This window comes from Novilysobacter erysipheiresistens, from assembly GCF_036663935.1.
Taxonomy (GTDB): Bacteria; Pseudomonadota; Gammaproteobacteria; order Xanthomonadales; family Xanthomonadaceae; genus Novilysobacter; species Novilysobacter erysipheiresistens.
In genome coordinates this window covers 150748-167570 of record NZ_JAXGFP010000001.1, presented here as the reverse complement: position 1 = coordinate 167570, position 16823 = coordinate 150748, and the positions used below count along the sequence as shown (strand labels likewise).

Below are 16823 nucleotides of genomic sequence, written 5' to 3'. Positions count from 1 at the left end.
ACCGCAGCGCACAAAAGCCCGCCATGCGGGGCGCGGGGCGGCCGTTTCGTTCCAGAAGCGGGGCCGTCTATGATCGGCCGACCACCGCGCCGGAAATTGCCCATGCGTCTGTTGCCGTTGCTCGCCCTGCTGGCCGCCACGCCCGTCCTTGCCGCCCAACCCGCCCCACCCACCGCCCTGCACTGCGGCCACCTGTTCGACAGCCGAAGCGGCGAGGTGCTCGGTGCGCATACCGTGCTGGTGCGCGACGGCAAGGTCGCCGCGGTCACCCCCGGTCGCGACCCCGTTGCCGGCGCAACCTCGATCGACCTGTCCGGCCACACCTGCACCCCCGGCTGGACCGACCTGCACGTGCACCTGGGCAGCCAGTCGAGCCCGGACAGCTACTCCGAAGGCTTCCGCCTCGACGATGTCGACTATGCCTACCGCTCGGTCGGCTACGCCGAGAAGACCCTGCTGGCCGGCTTCACCAGCGTGCGCGACCTTGGCGGCGACGTAACGCCGCACCTGCGCGACGCGATCAACAACGGCCTGGTGACCGGGCCGCGGATCTGGGCGGCGGGCAAGTCGATCGCGACCACCGGCGGCCACGCCGACCCGACCAACGGCTACAACTCGACGCTGTCGCACGTGCTCGGTCCGCCGGGCCCGACCGAAGGCGTGATCAACTCGGTCGAGGACGCGCGCCAGGCCGTGCGCCAGCGCTACAAGGACGGCAGCGACGTCATCAAGATCACCGCCACCGGCGGCGTGCTGTCGTATGCCAAGTCCGGCGATGCGCCGCAGTTCATGCTGGACGAACTGAAGGCGATCGTGAAAACCGCGAGCGACTACGGCTACAAGGTCGCCGCCCACGCCCACGGCGAGGAAGGCATGCGCCGCGCGGTCGAAGCCGGCGTCACCAGCATCGAGCACGGCACCTACATGAGCGACGAGGTGATGTCGCTGATGAAGAAGAACGGCACCTGGTACATCCCGACCATCCACGCCGGTCGCTTCGTCGCCGACAAGGCGAAGGTCGACGGCTACTTCCCCGAGGTGGTGCGGCCGAAGGCGGCGCGGATCGGCGCATTGATCCAGGACACCGCGGCGCGCGCATATAAGGCCGGGGTCAAGATGGCGTTCGGCACCGACATGGGCGTCGGCCCGCACGGCGACAACGCGCGCGAGTTCCTGTACCTGGTCGAGGCCGGCATCCCCGCCGCCGTCGCCCTGCAGATGGCGACGATCCGCGCCGCCGAGGTGCTCGGGGTCGACGACCAGGGCGTCATTGAAACCGGCCAGCGTGCCGACATCGTCGCGGTGCCGGGCAACCCGGTGCAGGACATCGATGCGGTGCTCGATGTCGCGTTCGTCATGAAGGACGGCGTGGTCTACAAGCAGCCGGGCGAATCGATGGAGTGATGCCCGTGGATGCCCAGCCTGCCCCCGCCTGGTCGATCTCGCAGTGGTTCAACACGGACCAGGACCTGACCCTGGAAGCGCTACGCGGCCGCCCAGTATTCCTGCATGCCTTCCAGATGCTGTGCCCGGGATGCGTGCAACACGCGGTGCCGCAGAGCCTGAAAGTCGCGGCGGCGTTCGGCGATACCGATCTGGCGGTCATCGGTCTGCACACGGTGTTCGAGAATCACCACGTGATGGGGCCCGAAGCGCTGCAGGTGTAGCTGCACGAGAACCGAATCGGCTATCCGGTCGGCGTCGACGCCTATCGCGATAACGATCCGGCCACGCACCCGTTGCCGCTCACGATGCGGGCCTACGCGATGCAGGGCACGCCGACCCTGTGCCTGATCGACCGCAAGGGACGGCTGCGCGCGCAGCGCTTCGGGCTGGTCGACGACCTGCGCCTGGGCGCGGAGATCGCGACGTTGCTGGCCGAGCCGGGCTGACCGCGCGCGCCAGCGATCCTGATCGCGTTTCTTGGAATCGCCGATCTCCGGCACCATGTCGGCAAAATCGCCACACGGACTGCCCCATGACCGCCGACGCCACCGCCCTGCCGCACGTCTTCGACGCCACCGCCGACAACTTCGAGTCCGAAGTGCTGCAGAAGTCGCTGCAGACCCCGGTACTGGTCGATTTCTGGGCCGAGTGGTGCGGGCCGTGCAAGCAACTCGGGCCGGTGCTGGAGAAGCTCGCGGGCGACTATCACGGCGCGTTCGTGCTGGCCAAGGTCGATGCCGACAAGGAGCAGCAACTGGCCGGCGCTTTCCAGGTGCGCTCGATTCCGACCGTGTTCCTGGTCAAGGACGGCCAGATCGCCGACGGCTTCCCCGGGGTGCTGCCGGAGGGGCAGATCCGCGAATTCCTCAAGCACCACGGCATCGAGCCGGGTGAACCGGCGACCGCGGCGGACGACACCGAGGCCGAAGCCACCCCGCTCGACCCGCACGCCGAAGTCGCGCGGCTGCGCGACGAAGTCACGCAGGCGCCGGACAAGGACGAACTCAAGCTCGACCTCTCCGTCGCCCTGCTGCGGACTGGGGCGGATGCCGCCGCCGAGGCCGAGTCCCTGCTCGATGCCCTGCCCGCCAATCTGGCTACCGACGACCGCAGCCTGCATGCCCGCGCGCAACTGGGGTTCGTCGCGGTCGCCGCGGACGCACCGTCGGCGGAGGCGCTGCGTCAGGCGATCGAAAGCGATCCCGGCGACCTGCGCGCGCGCTATCTGCTGGGTGCCCGACAGATCGTCGACGGCCAGGCCGAAGCCGGTCTGGAGCAGTTCATCGAAATGCTGCGACGCGACCGCGGCTTCGAGGACGGGCTGCCGCGCAAGGCGTTGATCGACGCGTTCCGGGTCGTCGAGGATGCCGAGCTGGTCGGCCGGTACCGCCGCAAGATGTCGTCGCTGCTGTTCTAGGCGCGCCGCTTTTCGTAGGAGCGGCTTCAGCCGCGATCTGAAGCCGGTCGCCTGCGCCGATTCCAGATCGCGGCTGAAGCCGCTCCTACAAAGTCCCGCCGCTTGAATATACGCATGCGTATGGCAGACTCCGGGCATGAACCCCACCCTGCTCCGCCACGGCCTCAACCTGTGGCCACCGTTCCTGTTCACCGGCATCCACGTCAGCGCGCTGAGCGACGACTACCGCCATGCGCGGGTGGAGTTGCGCATGCGGCCGTGGAACCGCAACTACGTCGGCAGCCACTTCGGCGGCAGCCTGTTCGCGATGACCGATCCGTTCTGGATGCTGCTGGCGATGCAGGCGATCGGCCCGGATTACATCGTCTGGGACAAGGCCGGCACGATCGACTTCATCAAGCCCGGCCGCGGCACCGTCCACGCCCGCTTCGACCTCGACGACGAGGTCCTGGCCGACTTGCGCACGGCCACCGCCGGCGGTGACAAGGCCTTGCGCTGGTTTGACACCGAGATCATCGACGCCGAGGGCGAGGTCGTCGCCCGCGTGCGCAAACAGCTGTACGTGCGACTCAAACGCGGCCGCGTGCCGGTAGCCGATCGCGGCCAAGGTTGACCCGCCGCGTCACTGCGCGCATTCATTTCGCCATCGCCGTCACGGCAAAGGGTCCGCGGCGCCGCCACACGCCGCCGCATTGATTCACCCGGGCGTCCGTCAGGGTATGCTCGTCCCGCGACAGGGGGCCGCGATGTCTTTCCCGCTGAACAACGACACGACCGCTTCGCCCTTGCCACAGATCAAGGGCTACCGGCTGCTGCGCGTGATCAACCACGGCGGCATGTCGACCGTGTACCTGGGCGAGCAGATCGCCCTGTCGCGCGAGGTCGCGATCAAGGTCATGGCGACCCAGGCACTGTCGGACGAAGTCAGCCGCCGCCGCTTCGAGAACGAGGTGCGCACCATCGCCCGGCTCGAGCATCCGCACGTGGTACGCATCCACGAACTGGGCCGTACCAGCGACGGCCTGCCCTACTACACGATGCCCTACCTCGCGCGCGGCCATCTCGGCCAGCGCAGCTTCCAGCTCGACGCCGGCGGCCCCGACGAACCGCGCGTGCTGGAAACCGTGCGCACCCTGATGTCGGCACTGGAGTACGCCCACGGCCGCGGCGTCGTCCACCGCGACGTCAAGGCCGAGAACGTGCTGTTCGACGACGCCGAGCGGCCGCTGCTGGCCGACTTCGGCATCGCCCTGCGCCGTGGCTTCGGCCCGCGCGTCACCGCCGCCGGGCTCGCCGTCGGCAGCACCGCCTACATGGCGCCCGAACAGGCCCGCGGCGAGGACGTCGATGGCCGCGCCGACCTCTACAGCCTCGGCGTGCTTACCTGGGAAATGCTGACCGGCCACCTGCCGTACCAGGCGGCCGACGCGCTGTCGATGGCGGTGATGCACGCGCAGGATCCGATCCCGAAACTGCCCAAGCACCTGCGTCACTGGCAGCGCTTCATGAACCGCGCATTGGCCAAGCACCCCGGCGAGCGCTTCGACGACGTCGCCCAGATGTCGGCCATGCTGACCCTGGTCGAGCGCCGCCGCAGCTGGCCGCGACTGACCGCGCTGCGTGAACGTCTCGCCGCGCCGCTGCGGCGCGTCCCGCGCGCGGGCTGGATCGGCGTGGCAATGCTGGTCGCGGTCGTCGGCGGCTCGGCGCTGCTCGCCGGCGTCGACTCCGACCAGGGTTTCTTCCGCGCCGGCAAACCGGTCGCGCCGGACACCAGGCCGGACGACCCGATCGCCTCGATGCTGCGACCGTTGCCGGAGGCGCCGCTGCAGAACGCGCTGGACGATGCCCGCCGGCAGATCAGCCAGCGCAACCTCACCGCACCCGCCGACGACAACGCCTACGACAGCGTGTTGCGTGCCTGGCAGGCAGAGCCCGACAACGTCGAAGTGCAACGCGTCATCGACGAGCTGACCACCGCGTTGGGCGCCGAAATGCTCGCCCACCTTGGCGCCCGCCGCGACAGCCAGGCGCAGGAATATTTCACACGTGTCCAGCAGCTCGCCGAGGCGACAGCCAGTGGCGACTCCGCCGCCCAGCGCCAGTTGCGCCAGGACACGGCCGACGCCCTGGGCGAGCGCATGCGGCAGGCCGAGGCCGGCTTCGACCACAAGCGCGCCGCCGGGGTGCTCGCGCTGGCAGAGTCGCTCGAAATCCCGGCCGAGGCCACGCAGACCCTGCAAGCGCGCGCCAAAGCCATCCCGAAGCGTGGCGAGGTGCTGCCGAACGACCCCTCCGGCGCCGTGCTCGGTGTCAACGGCGTGGCGATCAGCCGCAAGCCGGTCAGCCGCGACGACTACGCCCGCTTCGTCTCCCAGACCGCCCGCGAGTCCGCACGTTGCCGCGAGCGCGCCTCGCTGCTGCGCGTGCTCGCCCCGCGCGACTGGCGCGACCCCGGCTTCGGCCAGGGCGAGAACGAGCCGGTGGTCTGCGTGTCGATCGCCGACGCCCAGGCCTACGCCAAGTGGTACAGCCGCCAGACCGGCCACGACTACCGCCTGCCGAACGCCGCCGAATCGCGCCAGACCGCGCCGGAAATCAGCGGTCGCGACCTCTCGCTGTGGCTGCGCGAGTGCGCCGCCGACTGCAACCAGCGCAAGGTCACCGGCACCTCGTGGCGCAGCGAAAACGACAGCGACCGCACCCTCGACGCCGGACGCGGCTACGACGATGTCGGATTCCGCCTGGTCCGCGAACTGTAGGACCGCCCCGTACAATCCGCTCCATGCGCAATCCCCCCCCCCCTCAAGCGCCTGTTCCTGACCGGCCTGCTGACCCTGTTGCCGTTGTGGCTGACCTGGGTCGTCGGCAAGTTCGTGTTCGTGCTGTTGTCGGACACCAGCCGGCCGATCACCGGACCGATGCTGACCCGGCTCGCCAGCGACTTTCCGCACTTCGCGGGCTGGCTGGCGCAACCTTGGGTGCAGACCGTGATCGCGCTGATCGCGACCCTGCTGGTGATCCTGCTGTCGGGGGTGATGGCGCACCGAGTGATCGGCCAGCGCCTGCTGCGCTGGTTCGAGGCGTTGATCGGCCGGGTGCCGTTCGCCAACACCATCTACGGCAGCGCCCGGCAACTGCTCGACATCCTGCAGACCAAGCCCGACGGTACCCAACGCGTCGTGCTGATCGACTTCCCGCATACCGAGATGAAGTCGATTGGCTTCGTCACCCGGGTGCTGAAGGAACAAGGCACCGGTCGCGAACTGGCCGCGGTGTACGTGCCGACCACGCCGAATCCGACCTCGGGTTACCTGGAGATCGTGCCGGTCGAGAAGATCACGCCGACCGACTGGACCGTCGACCAGGCGATGAGCTTCATCATCTCCGGCGGCGCGGTGTCGCCGGAGTCGATCCCGTTCTCGGTGCCGACGGAAGCTGTCGCGACCCACGCGCCGTGAAAAATCCGGGCGTCGAACCCGCGTCGACGGCACGCTCACCCGCATCGCGTTAAGTTGAGGATTCCGGGAAACATCCCGGAAGGTCGAGCGAGAGTTTCCGCTCCCATCAGAAGACCGCGCGGCTACCGCGCCTCTTCCACGATCCGGTGTTTTACGCCGATCACTCCTTCCGACTGCGAGTCGGAACGGACGGCCGCTTTGCGGCGCTCCCCGCGATCCGGATCGCTTCGACAAGCCCCCATGCCGGGGCGCAGTGTCGACGTCCCGCACCCACCCCATCCATGAGGAGGAACTTCATCATGAAAATCACCACACTGCCCAAAGTAGCGATGTTCACCGCCCTCTGCGCCGTGGGCGGAATGGTCCATTCCCAAGAGGCGCTGGAAGGCGTCGAGCCGGTCGTTCCGGTTGGCCCGCCGGTGGTACCCGTGGCCCCGGTAGGCCCGCCTGCGGTTCCCGTGGCGCCGGTCGAAAAGATCGAAGGCGTCGAGACGGTCACCGTCGACACCGATCGTGGTCCGGTCGTCGTGGTGTCGTTCCCGGTCTCCGGCAACGTGCATGAGAGCGACTACAACATCGACTTCAGCGCGCTCGACACCAACGACGATGGCTACCTTGCCCGCGAAGAGACCCGGGCAATGGCCGCCCGAAGCCCGGCGGCCGGCAACCTGAACCAGCAGTTCGCCGCGGCCGATGTCAGCGGTGACGGGCGACTGGGTTTCCTGGAGGTCATCGACTGGGTTTACTGAGTCGAATGACCTTTGGCCCATGCTGCGGCACGGGCCAGCAGCGAGGCTCGGGGTTGGTTTGCCTACCCCCCCCGGAGATTGCGATGACGCCCCATATCCCTCGCTCCTTGCTCGTGCTCGCTTTGGCCGCCGCCATCGGCGGCTGCGACGCGCCGTCGGCGTCCGCCAATGCGCAGGCTGGCGCCGACACCGCCACCACCGAACAGGCCGCCAGCGACAAGGCCGCCAAGCTCAAGGAGATGTACGCGCAGTACTGGGAGGAGTACCTCAAGCTCAACCCGCTGGCCGCGACCTTCCAGGGCGACCCGCGCTACAACGACCAACTGCCGAATTTCCTGTCCGAGGACTACCGCAAGAAGTCGCACGACTTCGTCGCCGGCTGGCTGGACAAGGTCGAGGCGGTCGGTTCGGAGGGACTCGAAGGCCAGCCGCTGTTGAGTTACCAGATCTTCGTTCGTGATGCCAAGGATGAGCTGGAAAGCGAGCAGTTCCCCGGCTGGATGCAGCCTATCAACCAGTTCTACAACCTCGCCGGCATGGCGGTGCAGCTCGGCTCCGGCACCAGCGCGCAGCCGTTCAAGACGGTCGAGGACTACGCCAACTGGCGCAAGCGCGCCTCGCAGGTGCCGGTGCTGTTCGACCAGGCGATCGCCAACATGAAGCTCGGCGTCGAGGCCGGCGTGGTGCAGCCCAAGGTGCTGATGGACAACGTCGTCGACCAGCTCGACGCGCTGATCAAGGACAAGGCCGAAGACACCCTGTTCTGGAAGCCGATCGAGGACATGCCCGAATCGTTCTCCGACGCCGACAGGGAGCGCATCACCGCCGAATACCGCGAGATGATCGAGAACGAACTGATGCCGGCCTACCGCGAATTGCGCGCGTACGTGGCCGACGACTACATGTCGCACGCGCGCGACACCGTCGGCATGGCCGCGCTGCCCAATGGCGAGGCCTGGTACGCGTTCAACGCGCGCAACTCGACCACCACCGACCTGAGCCCGGCCGAGATCCACCAGATCGGCCTGGACGAGGTCGAGCGCATCCACGGCGAGATCCGCAAGGTGATGGAGACGGTCGGTTTCGAAGGCTCGCTGCAGGATTTCTTCCAGTTCATGCAGAGCGATCCGCAATTCAGCTTCGAGTCCGAGGATGCCCTGTTGGCGCACTACCGCGCGCTCGAAGACAAGATCAACGCCAGGATCCCCGACCAGTTCTCGCTGACCCCGAAGGCGCCGTTCGAGATCCGCCCGGTCGAGCCGTTCCGCGCCAAGTCCGCGGCCGGCGGTTCGTACATGACCCCGAGCGAGGACGGCAGCCGCCCCGGCATCTTCTACGTCAACACCTACGACCTGCCGACCCGCAAGATCTGGGACGCCGAGGACCTGTTCCTGCACGAGGCGATCCCCGGCCACCACTTCCAGCTCGCCCTGCAGCAGGAACTGACCGGCCTGCCCGACTTCCGTCGCTTCGGCGGCGAGACCGCGTTCACCGAGGGCTGGGGCTTGTACGCCGAGTCGCTGGGCAAGGACCTGGGCGTCTACACCGACCCGTACAGCTACTTCGGCTACCTGCAGAACGAACTGTGGCGCGCGATCCGCCTGGTCGTCGACACCGGCCTGCACAGCAAGGGCTGGACCCGCCAGCAGGTGATCGACTACATGCTGGAGAACTCGGCCGAGAGCGAGACCCAGGCAACCGCCGAAGCCGAGCGTTACATGGCGATCCCGGGCCAGGCGCTGGCGTACAAGATCGGCGCGCTGAAGATCCAGGAACTGCGCGACAAGGCCGAAGCCGCGCTGGGCGACCAGTTCGACGTCCGCGAATTCCACGCCGAAGTGCTGAAGGACGGTTCGGTGCCTCTGGACGTGCTGGAAGACAAGATCAACCGGTGGATCGAGTCGGAGAAGGGTTGAGTTGACGCGTTGTCGTTATGGAGAGGGCCGGTCATTGCCGGCCCTTTTTTTTTGCAAGATGCGAAGCGGTGCTTCGGGACGCATCGCAGGGGACGGCCGACGGGGGTGTTGCTACACCCCTCGGTCAGGGCGTCCTGCCCTGACTCGGGGCCGCAGGCCATCCATGGCCTGCTTTCCGCAACACCCCCGCCGTCCGTCCCCACGTGAAGTTTGTGGGCTCCGAGTAAAAGCGGGGCGGCCCTCCATCTTCGTTGTGAGGTGCGTCGCGGAACGATACTCTGCTCGCGGACGGTTCGTTGGGGAGCGACGCCGTGCACGCAGATCACCAGTCCTACATGAAGTTCACCGGCAAGGCTCGACTTGATAAGGCGGTGAACTCACTGATCGGGATCATCGAAGGGATCGCTATTGATGGGTCTATCAATGATGTTGAGTTGACTTTCCTCCGTCTGTGGCTCTCCGAACATGAGGAATTAAGGAGCCGCCACCCTTTCGATGAACTGATCCCTGTAGTAGAAGCCGCAATAGCGGACGGAGTTTTTACGCCGGAAGAGCATGAAGAACTGAAATGGCTATGCGAGCGACTTCGGTCCTCTGAGTTCTACGACGAAATCACGGCTGATCTACAACGCCTTCATGCGGTCTTGGGCGGCATCGTCGCCGATACGCATATTGCAGAAAGCGAACTACGTGGTTTGAGCAGTTGGATGGAGGATCACGACCACTTGAAGCGACGTTGGCCTTTTGAAGAGGTGGGGAGTCTCATCATTTCAGTGCTCGCGGATCAGCGCATCGACGAGGATGAACACCAGAGGCTGCACTCTTTTTTCTCTGAGTTCATCGCGTTAGCTGATGACCGCACCCTTACAAGCCCGTTGCTGAAAAAGGGGAATCAGGCACTTGGCGGCCTCTGTGCCGTGTGTCCTGAGATCACCTTTGACGACAAGCATTTCGTTTTCACCGGCGCGTCTAATCGATATCCGTTGGCGCAAATCGCAGAAACGGTAGCTGCGCTAGGTGGCCAAGTCACCCGAAATCTTTCCAGAAAAGCTGACTACTTAGTCATCGGTGCCGATGGGAATCCATGTTGGAAGTACACCTGCTACGGCCATAAAGTCGAAAAAGCTATTGAGATGCGCAAGGCAGGCTCCATGCTGCTCATCGTGCATGAGCACGATTTCCACGATGCGGTAGCGGACCTGAGCTAGTCCGCCGTTTCCGGTAAAAAATCCGAAAAGGCATTGATAGGTTGACGGCTGCTGGATTCCCGCGCCCCGCTTCAGGAAGATCCACGCAACCTCACACCTTTCCCGGCAAGGCCTAGCGCATCCGCTAGGCGCTGCGTGTCGCGGCGAAGGTAGTCCCCCACCCAACGAAGCCAACGCAACCCACCCGTGGGGGACGGACGGTGGGGGTATTGCGGAAAGTCGGCCATGGATGGCCGACGGCCCCGAGTCAGGGCAGGACGCCCTGACCGAGGGGTGTAGCAATACCCTCACCGGCCGGCGCCCACCGCGTGCGATCCGAGACGCCCGCTCTAAACCGCCCGCGCAGAATGCAGAAGGCCGGCATTCCTGCCGGCCTTCGGTCAATCCAGGTTTACTAAACTACCCGTCAGGCAGCGCCACCGCCGCGACGCGAATCGCGACCAACCTGCCCGCCGCGATGCTGCTTCGGCCCCGCGTGGGCATGACCCTGGCGCGCAGCCGCCGGCTTGCCGTGGCCACGGTTGCCCGGGGCGCGACCGGCCGGACGCGGGCCGCGGTTGCCGGCGTTCTGGCGCGGATTCGGGATCGCAACGTCCAGGCGGATCGGACGGCTCGGCTCGTAGCCGGCGACGGTGATCAGCTCGACATCCTTCTTCAGGATGCGCTGGATCTGCCGCAGCAGGCCGCCCTCGTCGTGCGAGACCAGCGACAGCGCTTCACCGCTGGCACCGTTACGACCCGTGCGGCCGATCCGGTGCACGTAGTCCTCGGCCACCATCGGCAGGTCGAAGTTGATCACCAGCGGCAGGTCGGGAATATCGAGGCCGCGGGCGGCCACGTCGGTCGCCACCAGCACCCGCGCGCGATTGGTCTTGAAGTCGCGCAGGGCTTTCTGGCGCTGCGCCTGGCTCTTGTTACCGTGGATCGCGACGGAGCGCAGGCCGGCGGCTTCGAGCTGCTCCGACAGGCGGTTGCAGCCGTGCTTGGTACGGCCGAACACCAGCACCTGGTCGTGCGGGCGCTTGGCGATGATGTCGATCAGCAGGTCGCGCTTGCGGCCGCTGTCGACCGGGTGCGCGATGTGGGCGATGGTCTCGGCGATGGTGTTGTTGGCCGCGACCTGCACCTGCTTCGGGTTGCGCATGAACTGCAACGCCAGCTCCTTGAGCTGGGCCTCGAACGTCGCCGAGAACAGCAGGGTCTGGCGCTCGTGCGGCAGCTTGCCGAGGATGCGCTTGATCGCCGGGAGGAAGCCCATGTCGAGCATGCGGTCGGCCTCGTCCAGCACCAGCACCTCGATGCCGTCGAGCTTGGCGGTGCCACGCTCGAGGTGGTCGATCAGCCGGCCCGGGGTGGCGACCAGCACGTCGACGCCGCGGCGCAGGTTGTCGACCTGCGGGCCCATGCCGGCGCCGCCGAAGATCGTGCAAAAGTTCAGCCGCAGGTGCTTGGCGTAGCCGCGCAGGCTGTCGTTGACCTGCACCGCGAGTTCGCGGGTCGGCACCAGGATCAGCGCACGCGGTTTGCGCGGGCCGTTGGCGGCGGTCTGCTTGGACAGACGGTTGAGCAGCGGCAGGCCGAACGCGGCGGTCTTGCCGGTACCGGTCTGGGCGCCGCCCAGCAGATCGTGCCCGGCCAGTACCAGCGGGATCGCTTCGGCCTGGATCGGGGTCGGGGTGGTGTAGTTCTGCTCGGCGAGCGCGCGCAGCAACGCGGGCGCAAGCCCGAGGGATTCAAAAGACATGTTGGAGCTCCGAATAAAGGAAACCGCAAGCAAATGCGGTGTAACCCGGAGCGTTCCCAAACCGCGCTGCGAGTCTTGTGTTGTGACGGCAAGGATGTTCCGTACCGTGTCGGCGCGACGAAAGACGTGCGGGATAAAACCGTGGTCGCGGTACCGGCCGTCGTTGCGGATCCGGAGTGCGACGATGGGCAACCTGGGAAGGGCAGCCGTGCGCTGAACAGGCGAATCCTACGCGAAAGCAAGGGAGCGCGCCAGCACGCCCCTTCCTCCGTTCATAATTCCGGCCGCGGCTACATCGACACCCGCTTGCGGTTGTCGGAAGACACACGGTCGATCAGCTTGTTGAACGGGTCGAAGCCGGACTCGTAGGGAAGCTGGTCGACCACCACGGTCACCGTCGGCGCATCGGCCGTTATGTGGTGGCGTTCGAGGTACAACACTTCCTCGTCGGCCTCCTCGCCCGAGGGACCGCGCGCGAACACCCCCACTTCGACCCAATCATCGAGCTTCGCCCGGGTCTCCCTGCCCTCGCCGTCCGCGTACAACTTGGCCGCGTGCAGCTTGAGCGTGACCTCGTACTTGCCGTCATCGCGCTTGATCGCGGACGCACTCTCCACGCGGTTGTCGTAGAAGCTGATCTTCTCGAACAGGTCGGTGATCAATTGCTGGTGCTGTGGCCCGGCCTCGGCGCGGATGTACTCCAGCAATTCGGCCGAGGTGGTGAACGGTGCGTGCTGGTAGGCCTTGTCGGCGAGGAACTTCGACAGCGCACGGTTCAGTGCGGCCTCGCCCATCTCCTCGCGCAACCGGTAGAACACCAGCGAGCCCTTGCGGTAGTGGACGTACTGCTGGTTTTCGACGCGGTACAGCGGCAGCTCCTCGACGGCCTCGCCGGCGCGGCCGGCCAGGTAGCTGTCGAGTTCGTACTTGAGGAAGCGCCGCATCTTGTCGCGGCCGTACTCGCGCTCCATCACCATCAGCGCCGAATACTGCGACAGCGATTCGCTGAGCATGGTCGAGCCCTGCACGTCGGCGCCGATCACCTGGTGCGCCCACCACTGGTGCGCGATCTCGTGGGCGGTGACGTAGAACACGTAGTCGATCGCGTCCTGGTCGCGCAGGTCGGCGATGAAGCCGATCGACTCGGAGTACGGGATCGTCCCGGCGAAGCTCTGGGCGAAGCTGCTGTAGCCGGGGAACTCGAGGATCCGCACCTGCTCGTGCTGGTAGGGGCTGAAGTTCGCCTCGAAGTAGGCAAGCGACTTCTGCACCCCCTCGATCATGCGGTCGACGTTGTACGGATGCTTCGGGTCGTAGTAGACCTCGATCGGCACCTCGTCCGCGGTGCCGGCCTTGTAGGCGCCCTTCTTCACGTCCCAGCGCGCCGACAGGGACGCGTGGAAGTCGAGCATCGGCCGCTGCATGGCGTAGTCGAAGCAGCGCCGGCCGTCGCGCTGGTACTCGCGCTGCAGCAGGCCCGGCGCCAGTGCGATCTGGTCGGGCGCGGTACACACGGTGGTCTTGAACGCGACCCAGTCGCCGTCGTCGCTGATGTAGGTGTTGGCGCGCGCGGCCTCGTCCTCCAGCTTGGCCATGCGCGGCAGCTCCGGCATCCCGCGCTTGCGGCGCTCGTTGCGGTCGCCGATCTGCCGTTCCTCCGAGTACCCGAAGCTCGGCAGCAAGGTGGAGTCGAGGAAGGTGCCGTTCTCGACCAGCCGGGTCTGGGCGACGCCATTGCCAAACCCATCCGGTTCGAACCCCATGTCGAACTGCAGCGTGCGCTGTTCGCCCGGCTGCATCGGCGTGGCCAGCCGGTATATGCGGTAGTCCATCACCGCGTCGTCGTGGACCAGCTCCGCCGTTCCGAATTCCAGCGCATCCACCCGCCAATCCGGATCCAACTGGATATGGAAATCCTCGATCGGCGCAGCATCGCGGTTGACGATGGTGTACTGGCCGCGGATGCGCACCGCCCGCTGCTCCGGGCGCAGGTCGACCTCGGTCTCTACTGCGACGATCCGCGGTTGCGGCAAGTCGAGGTACTTGCGGTACTGCTCCTCGTAACGCTGCTGGCGGTCGAGCGCGACATCGCCGGCGACGTACTCGTTGCGGACATTCGTGTTCCAGAAGACGAAACCGCCCAGAGCGACGAACAACGCCACGCTGGCGGCCAGCGCCCAACCACGCCCGCCGGCGAGCCGCTGGTGCGCGAGCCTGAAGCGCTCGCGCCGGCTCGGCGCCACCCCTCGCACCCAGAACGCCGCCGACACCAGCAGCAACCCCAGCAGGCAGGCGCCCCAGTACGACTGGAACCACAACCGCGCAACCAGGAAATGCCCGTGGCCGTTCATGTCGGAATACGGCGCGCCCGGCGCCGACCCGTAGCTGTAGAGGTTGTGGTCGAAGTCGAGGTAGCCGAGCGTGCCCTGCAGCACCAGCCAGGCGATCAGCAATCCGTAGCCGATGAACTTGTTGTTGCAAAGCGCCTGCAGCACCAGCGCCAGGCCAGCCATCAGCACGAACGGCACCGCACCGAGCAACACGTCCTGCGCATACAAACCCGGCTCGATCGCGGTGAAACCCTTGGCCAACTGGAAACCGATCGCAGCCGCGGCGCCGACGATCTGGAACAACAGCACCACCGTCACCAGGCAGGCCATCTTCGCCGCCAACGGCACCCAGTCCGGCATCGGCATGGCGTCGGTGACCTCGCCGAGCCTGGCGCCGCGCTCCTTCCACACCAGCTCGCCGGCGTAGAACATCACCACGATCACCAGCATGAACGCGTAGCCGCCCTGCAGGGTCTGCAGCATCAACGACGTGACCGGGTAGACCTGGGTGCCGTACATGCTCTGCGTCATGCCGGCGATCGACAGGAAATTGACGATCGCGAACAGCAGCATCACCAGGAACGGCACGCTCCTGACCACGCCGACCGTGTCGAACCGCCACTGGCGCAGGAACTGCGACCACGCCACCGCGCCGCCGCGGGCCGGCTCGACCCGCGGCGGCGCCATCATCGCCGGCCGCGCACTGGCCGCCGCCACGCTCGCCTTGCGGCGTTTGAACCATGCCTTGCCGGTGCCGGTGCGTTGCGGCTTGAATAGTCCGAATGCCGCGACGACCAGCGCCGCCGCGACGGCCAGCCACAGCGCGCGGTTGGCGAGCAGGTAACCGGCGAGTTCCGGCAGCTGGCTGTTGCGCTGCTCTGCCGACCAGTAGCGCACCATCCGGTCCACCGCGGTCATGCCTAGCGGGTCGATCAGGGTCGCCAGCCATACGTTGTCGAGGTCGGCGGTCAGGGTGCCGGCCACCGCGTTGAGGATGAAGAAGCCGATCACGCCGAGGTACACCACCAGCAGGCTGCGTGTGGTTACCGCCAGCAGCGCCAGCAGTGCGCTGGTGAACAGCAGGTTCGGCAGCACCAGCACGCCGAAGCCCCACAGGTACGGCGCCAGCGAGAATGCGCCGACGCGCTCCGGATCGACCCACGGCATCAGCGGCGCGATCATCAGGCCGACCGCCACCATCAGGTAGATCAGCACGCACGCGGCCACCGCGGCCAGGAAGCGGCCGAGCAGGAAGTCGCGCTTGCGCATCGGACTGGAAAAGAACAGGTCGGCGGTGCCCAGTTCGAAATCGCGCAACAACGCGCCGCTGATGAAGGTCACCGTCACCAGCAGCCCCATCACGGTGAACATGCCGAGGAAGGTGATGATCACCGTCGGTGCATTGCGGTCGACGTTGCCGACCGAGCTGCCGATCTGGACCGCATCGCTGCTGGCCGCGGCGAACGCGAACAGCCCGAACATCGCCGCCATCAACCACAACAACGGCGCACGCAACTGCTGCTTCAGCTCGAAGCGGAAGAATTCAAGGATCATGTCGTTGCCTCCCGGCTCAGGCGGCTTCGGCGTGCGCGGCGTGCCGGGCCTGCTGGCGCAGGCGCTGGAAGTAGACATCCTCGAGATCGGGCGCGACCTGCTCGAAACCCTCCTCCGGCCGCTCCGGCGCGAACACGTGGATCACCGGATTGCCCGCCACCAGCCGGGTCGACAGCACCGTGTGCCGGCTCTCGTAATCACCCAGCACCGCCTTGCTGACCTGCTTGCGCCAGACCTGGTTGCGCAGCGCCTCGATCGCGACGCCGGGCTCGCCGGTCAACAGCACCTGGCCCTTGTTCATGATCGCCATCGTCGGACACAGGTCGGTCACGTCCTCGACGATATGGGTGGAAAGGATCACCGCGACGTTCTCGCCGATCTCGGCCAGCAGGTTGAGGAAGCGGTTGCGCTCCTCCGGGTCGAGGCCGGCGGTCGGCTCGTCGACGATCACCAGCCGCGGGCTGCCGAGCAACGCCTGGGCGATGCCGAAGCGCTGGCGCATGCCGCCCGAATAGGTGCCGAGCTTGCGCTTGCGCGCGTCCCACAGGTTGACCTGCTGCAGCAGCGCGTCGACCACCTCGCGGCGCTGCTTGCGCGCGGTCAGGCCCTTGAGCACGGCGAAATGTTCCAGCAGGTCCTCGGCGCTGACCTTGGGATACACCCCGAAATCCTGCGGCAGGTAGCCGAGCTGGCGCCGCACCGCGTCCTTGTCGCGCAGCACGTCGATGGGCTCGCCGTTCTCGCCATCGAGGGTGACCGAGCCGTGGTCGGCTTCCTGCAGCGTTGCCAGGGTCCGCATCAGCGAGGACTTGCCGGCGCCGTTGGGACCGAGCAGGCCGAACATCCCGCGCGGGATGTCGAGGCTGACGTCGTTGAGCGCGTGGACGCCGTTGGCGTAGGTCTTGCCGAGTTCGCGGATGCGGAGCATGTACGTCCCTGTCGATGTTGCCCGCGGACTGCGGGCGCTGCGGGATCGTACCGACCGCCTCAACCGCCAA

13 protein-coding genes are annotated in these 16823 nt (G+C 66.7%); 10 read left to right on the top strand and 3 right to left on the bottom strand.

Going from position 1 to position 16823, the window contains the following annotated elements; genetic code table 11:
- Positions 1-102: 102 nt before the first annotated feature.
- The 10 genes from SNE34_RS00790 (at position 103) to SNE34_RS00745 (ending at position 10197) form a co-directional block, all read left to right on the top strand.
- Positions 103-1404, top strand: a complete 1302-nt coding sequence (locus SNE34_RS00790) for a metal-dependent hydrolase family protein (protein ID WP_332613776.1) — start codon at positions 103-105, stop codon at positions 1402-1404.
- Between the two features lie 5 nt (positions 1405-1409).
- Entirely contained in the window at positions 1410-1667 is a 258-nt protein-coding gene (locus SNE34_RS00785) for a thioredoxin domain-containing protein (protein WP_332613774.1), read from the top strand.
- A gap of 84 nt (positions 1668-1751) precedes the next feature.
- Positions 1752-1892 carry a TlpA family protein disulfide reductase gene (locus SNE34_RS00780; RefSeq protein ID WP_332613772.1) on the top strand — a complete coding sequence of 47 codons (141 nt, stop codon included), beginning with the start codon at positions 1752-1754 and terminating at the stop codon, positions 1890-1892.
- A gap of 86 nt (positions 1893-1978) precedes the next feature.
- Positions 1979-2863, top strand: coding sequence for a thioredoxin (gene trxA / locus SNE34_RS00775; RefSeq protein ID WP_332613770.1), 885 nt, complete (start codon positions 1979-1981; stop codon positions 2861-2863).
- Positions 2864-2999: 136 nt separating this feature from the next.
- Positions 3000-3476 (top strand): DUF4442 domain-containing protein, encoded by a 477-nt coding sequence (locus SNE34_RS00770; RefSeq protein WP_332613768.1) that lies wholly within the window; start codon positions 3000-3002, stop codon positions 3474-3476.
- A 133-nt stretch (positions 3477-3609) separates the two neighbouring features.
- Positions 3610-5625 (top strand): serine/threonine-protein kinase, encoded by a 2016-nt coding sequence (locus SNE34_RS00765; RefSeq protein WP_332613766.1) that lies wholly within the window; start codon positions 3610-3612, stop codon positions 5623-5625.
- A gap of 30 nt (positions 5626-5655) precedes the next feature.
- On the top strand, positions 5656-6324 hold the full coding sequence (locus tag SNE34_RS00760) for a DUF502 domain-containing protein (protein WP_332614589.1): 669 nt from the start codon (positions 5656-5658) through the stop codon (positions 6322-6324).
- A 299-nt stretch (positions 6325-6623) separates the two neighbouring features.
- Positions 6624-7073 carry an EF-hand domain-containing protein gene (locus SNE34_RS00755; RefSeq protein WP_332613764.1) on the top strand — a complete coding sequence of 150 codons (450 nt, stop codon included), beginning with the start codon at positions 6624-6626 and terminating at the stop codon, positions 7071-7073.
- 83 nt (positions 7074-7156) lie between these two features.
- Positions 7157-8989 (top strand): DUF885 domain-containing protein, encoded by a 1833-nt coding sequence (locus SNE34_RS00750; protein WP_332613763.1) that lies wholly within the window; start codon positions 7157-7159, stop codon positions 8987-8989.
- Between the two features lie 335 nt (positions 8990-9324).
- Entirely contained in the window at positions 9325-10197 is an 873-nt protein-coding gene (locus SNE34_RS00745; protein ID WP_332613761.1) for a BRCT domain-containing protein, read from the top strand.
- A 406-nt stretch (positions 10198-10603) separates the two neighbouring features.
- Here the strand turns inward: SNE34_RS00745 and SNE34_RS00740 are convergent, their stop codons facing one another.
- The 3 genes from SNE34_RS00740 to SNE34_RS00730 form a co-directional block, all read right to left on the bottom strand.
- The gene (locus tag SNE34_RS00740; protein ID WP_332613759.1) at positions 10604-11941 is read right to left on the bottom strand and encodes a DEAD/DEAH box helicase; all 1338 of its coding nucleotides are present in this window, start codon (positions 11939-11941) and stop codon (positions 10604-10606) included.
- 290 nt (positions 11942-12231) lie between these two features.
- Positions 12232-15825: an ABC transporter permease/M1 family aminopeptidase gene (locus SNE34_RS00735; RefSeq protein WP_332613757.1), complete on the bottom strand. Its 3594-nt coding sequence runs from the start codon at positions 15823-15825 to the stop codon at positions 12232-12234.
- Between the two features lie 16 nt (positions 15826-15841).
- A complete protein-coding gene (locus SNE34_RS00730) occupies positions 15842-16753 on the bottom strand; it encodes an ABC transporter ATP-binding protein (protein WP_332613754.1) in 912 nt (303 codons plus the stop codon).
- Positions 16754-16823 lie beyond the last annotated feature (70 nt).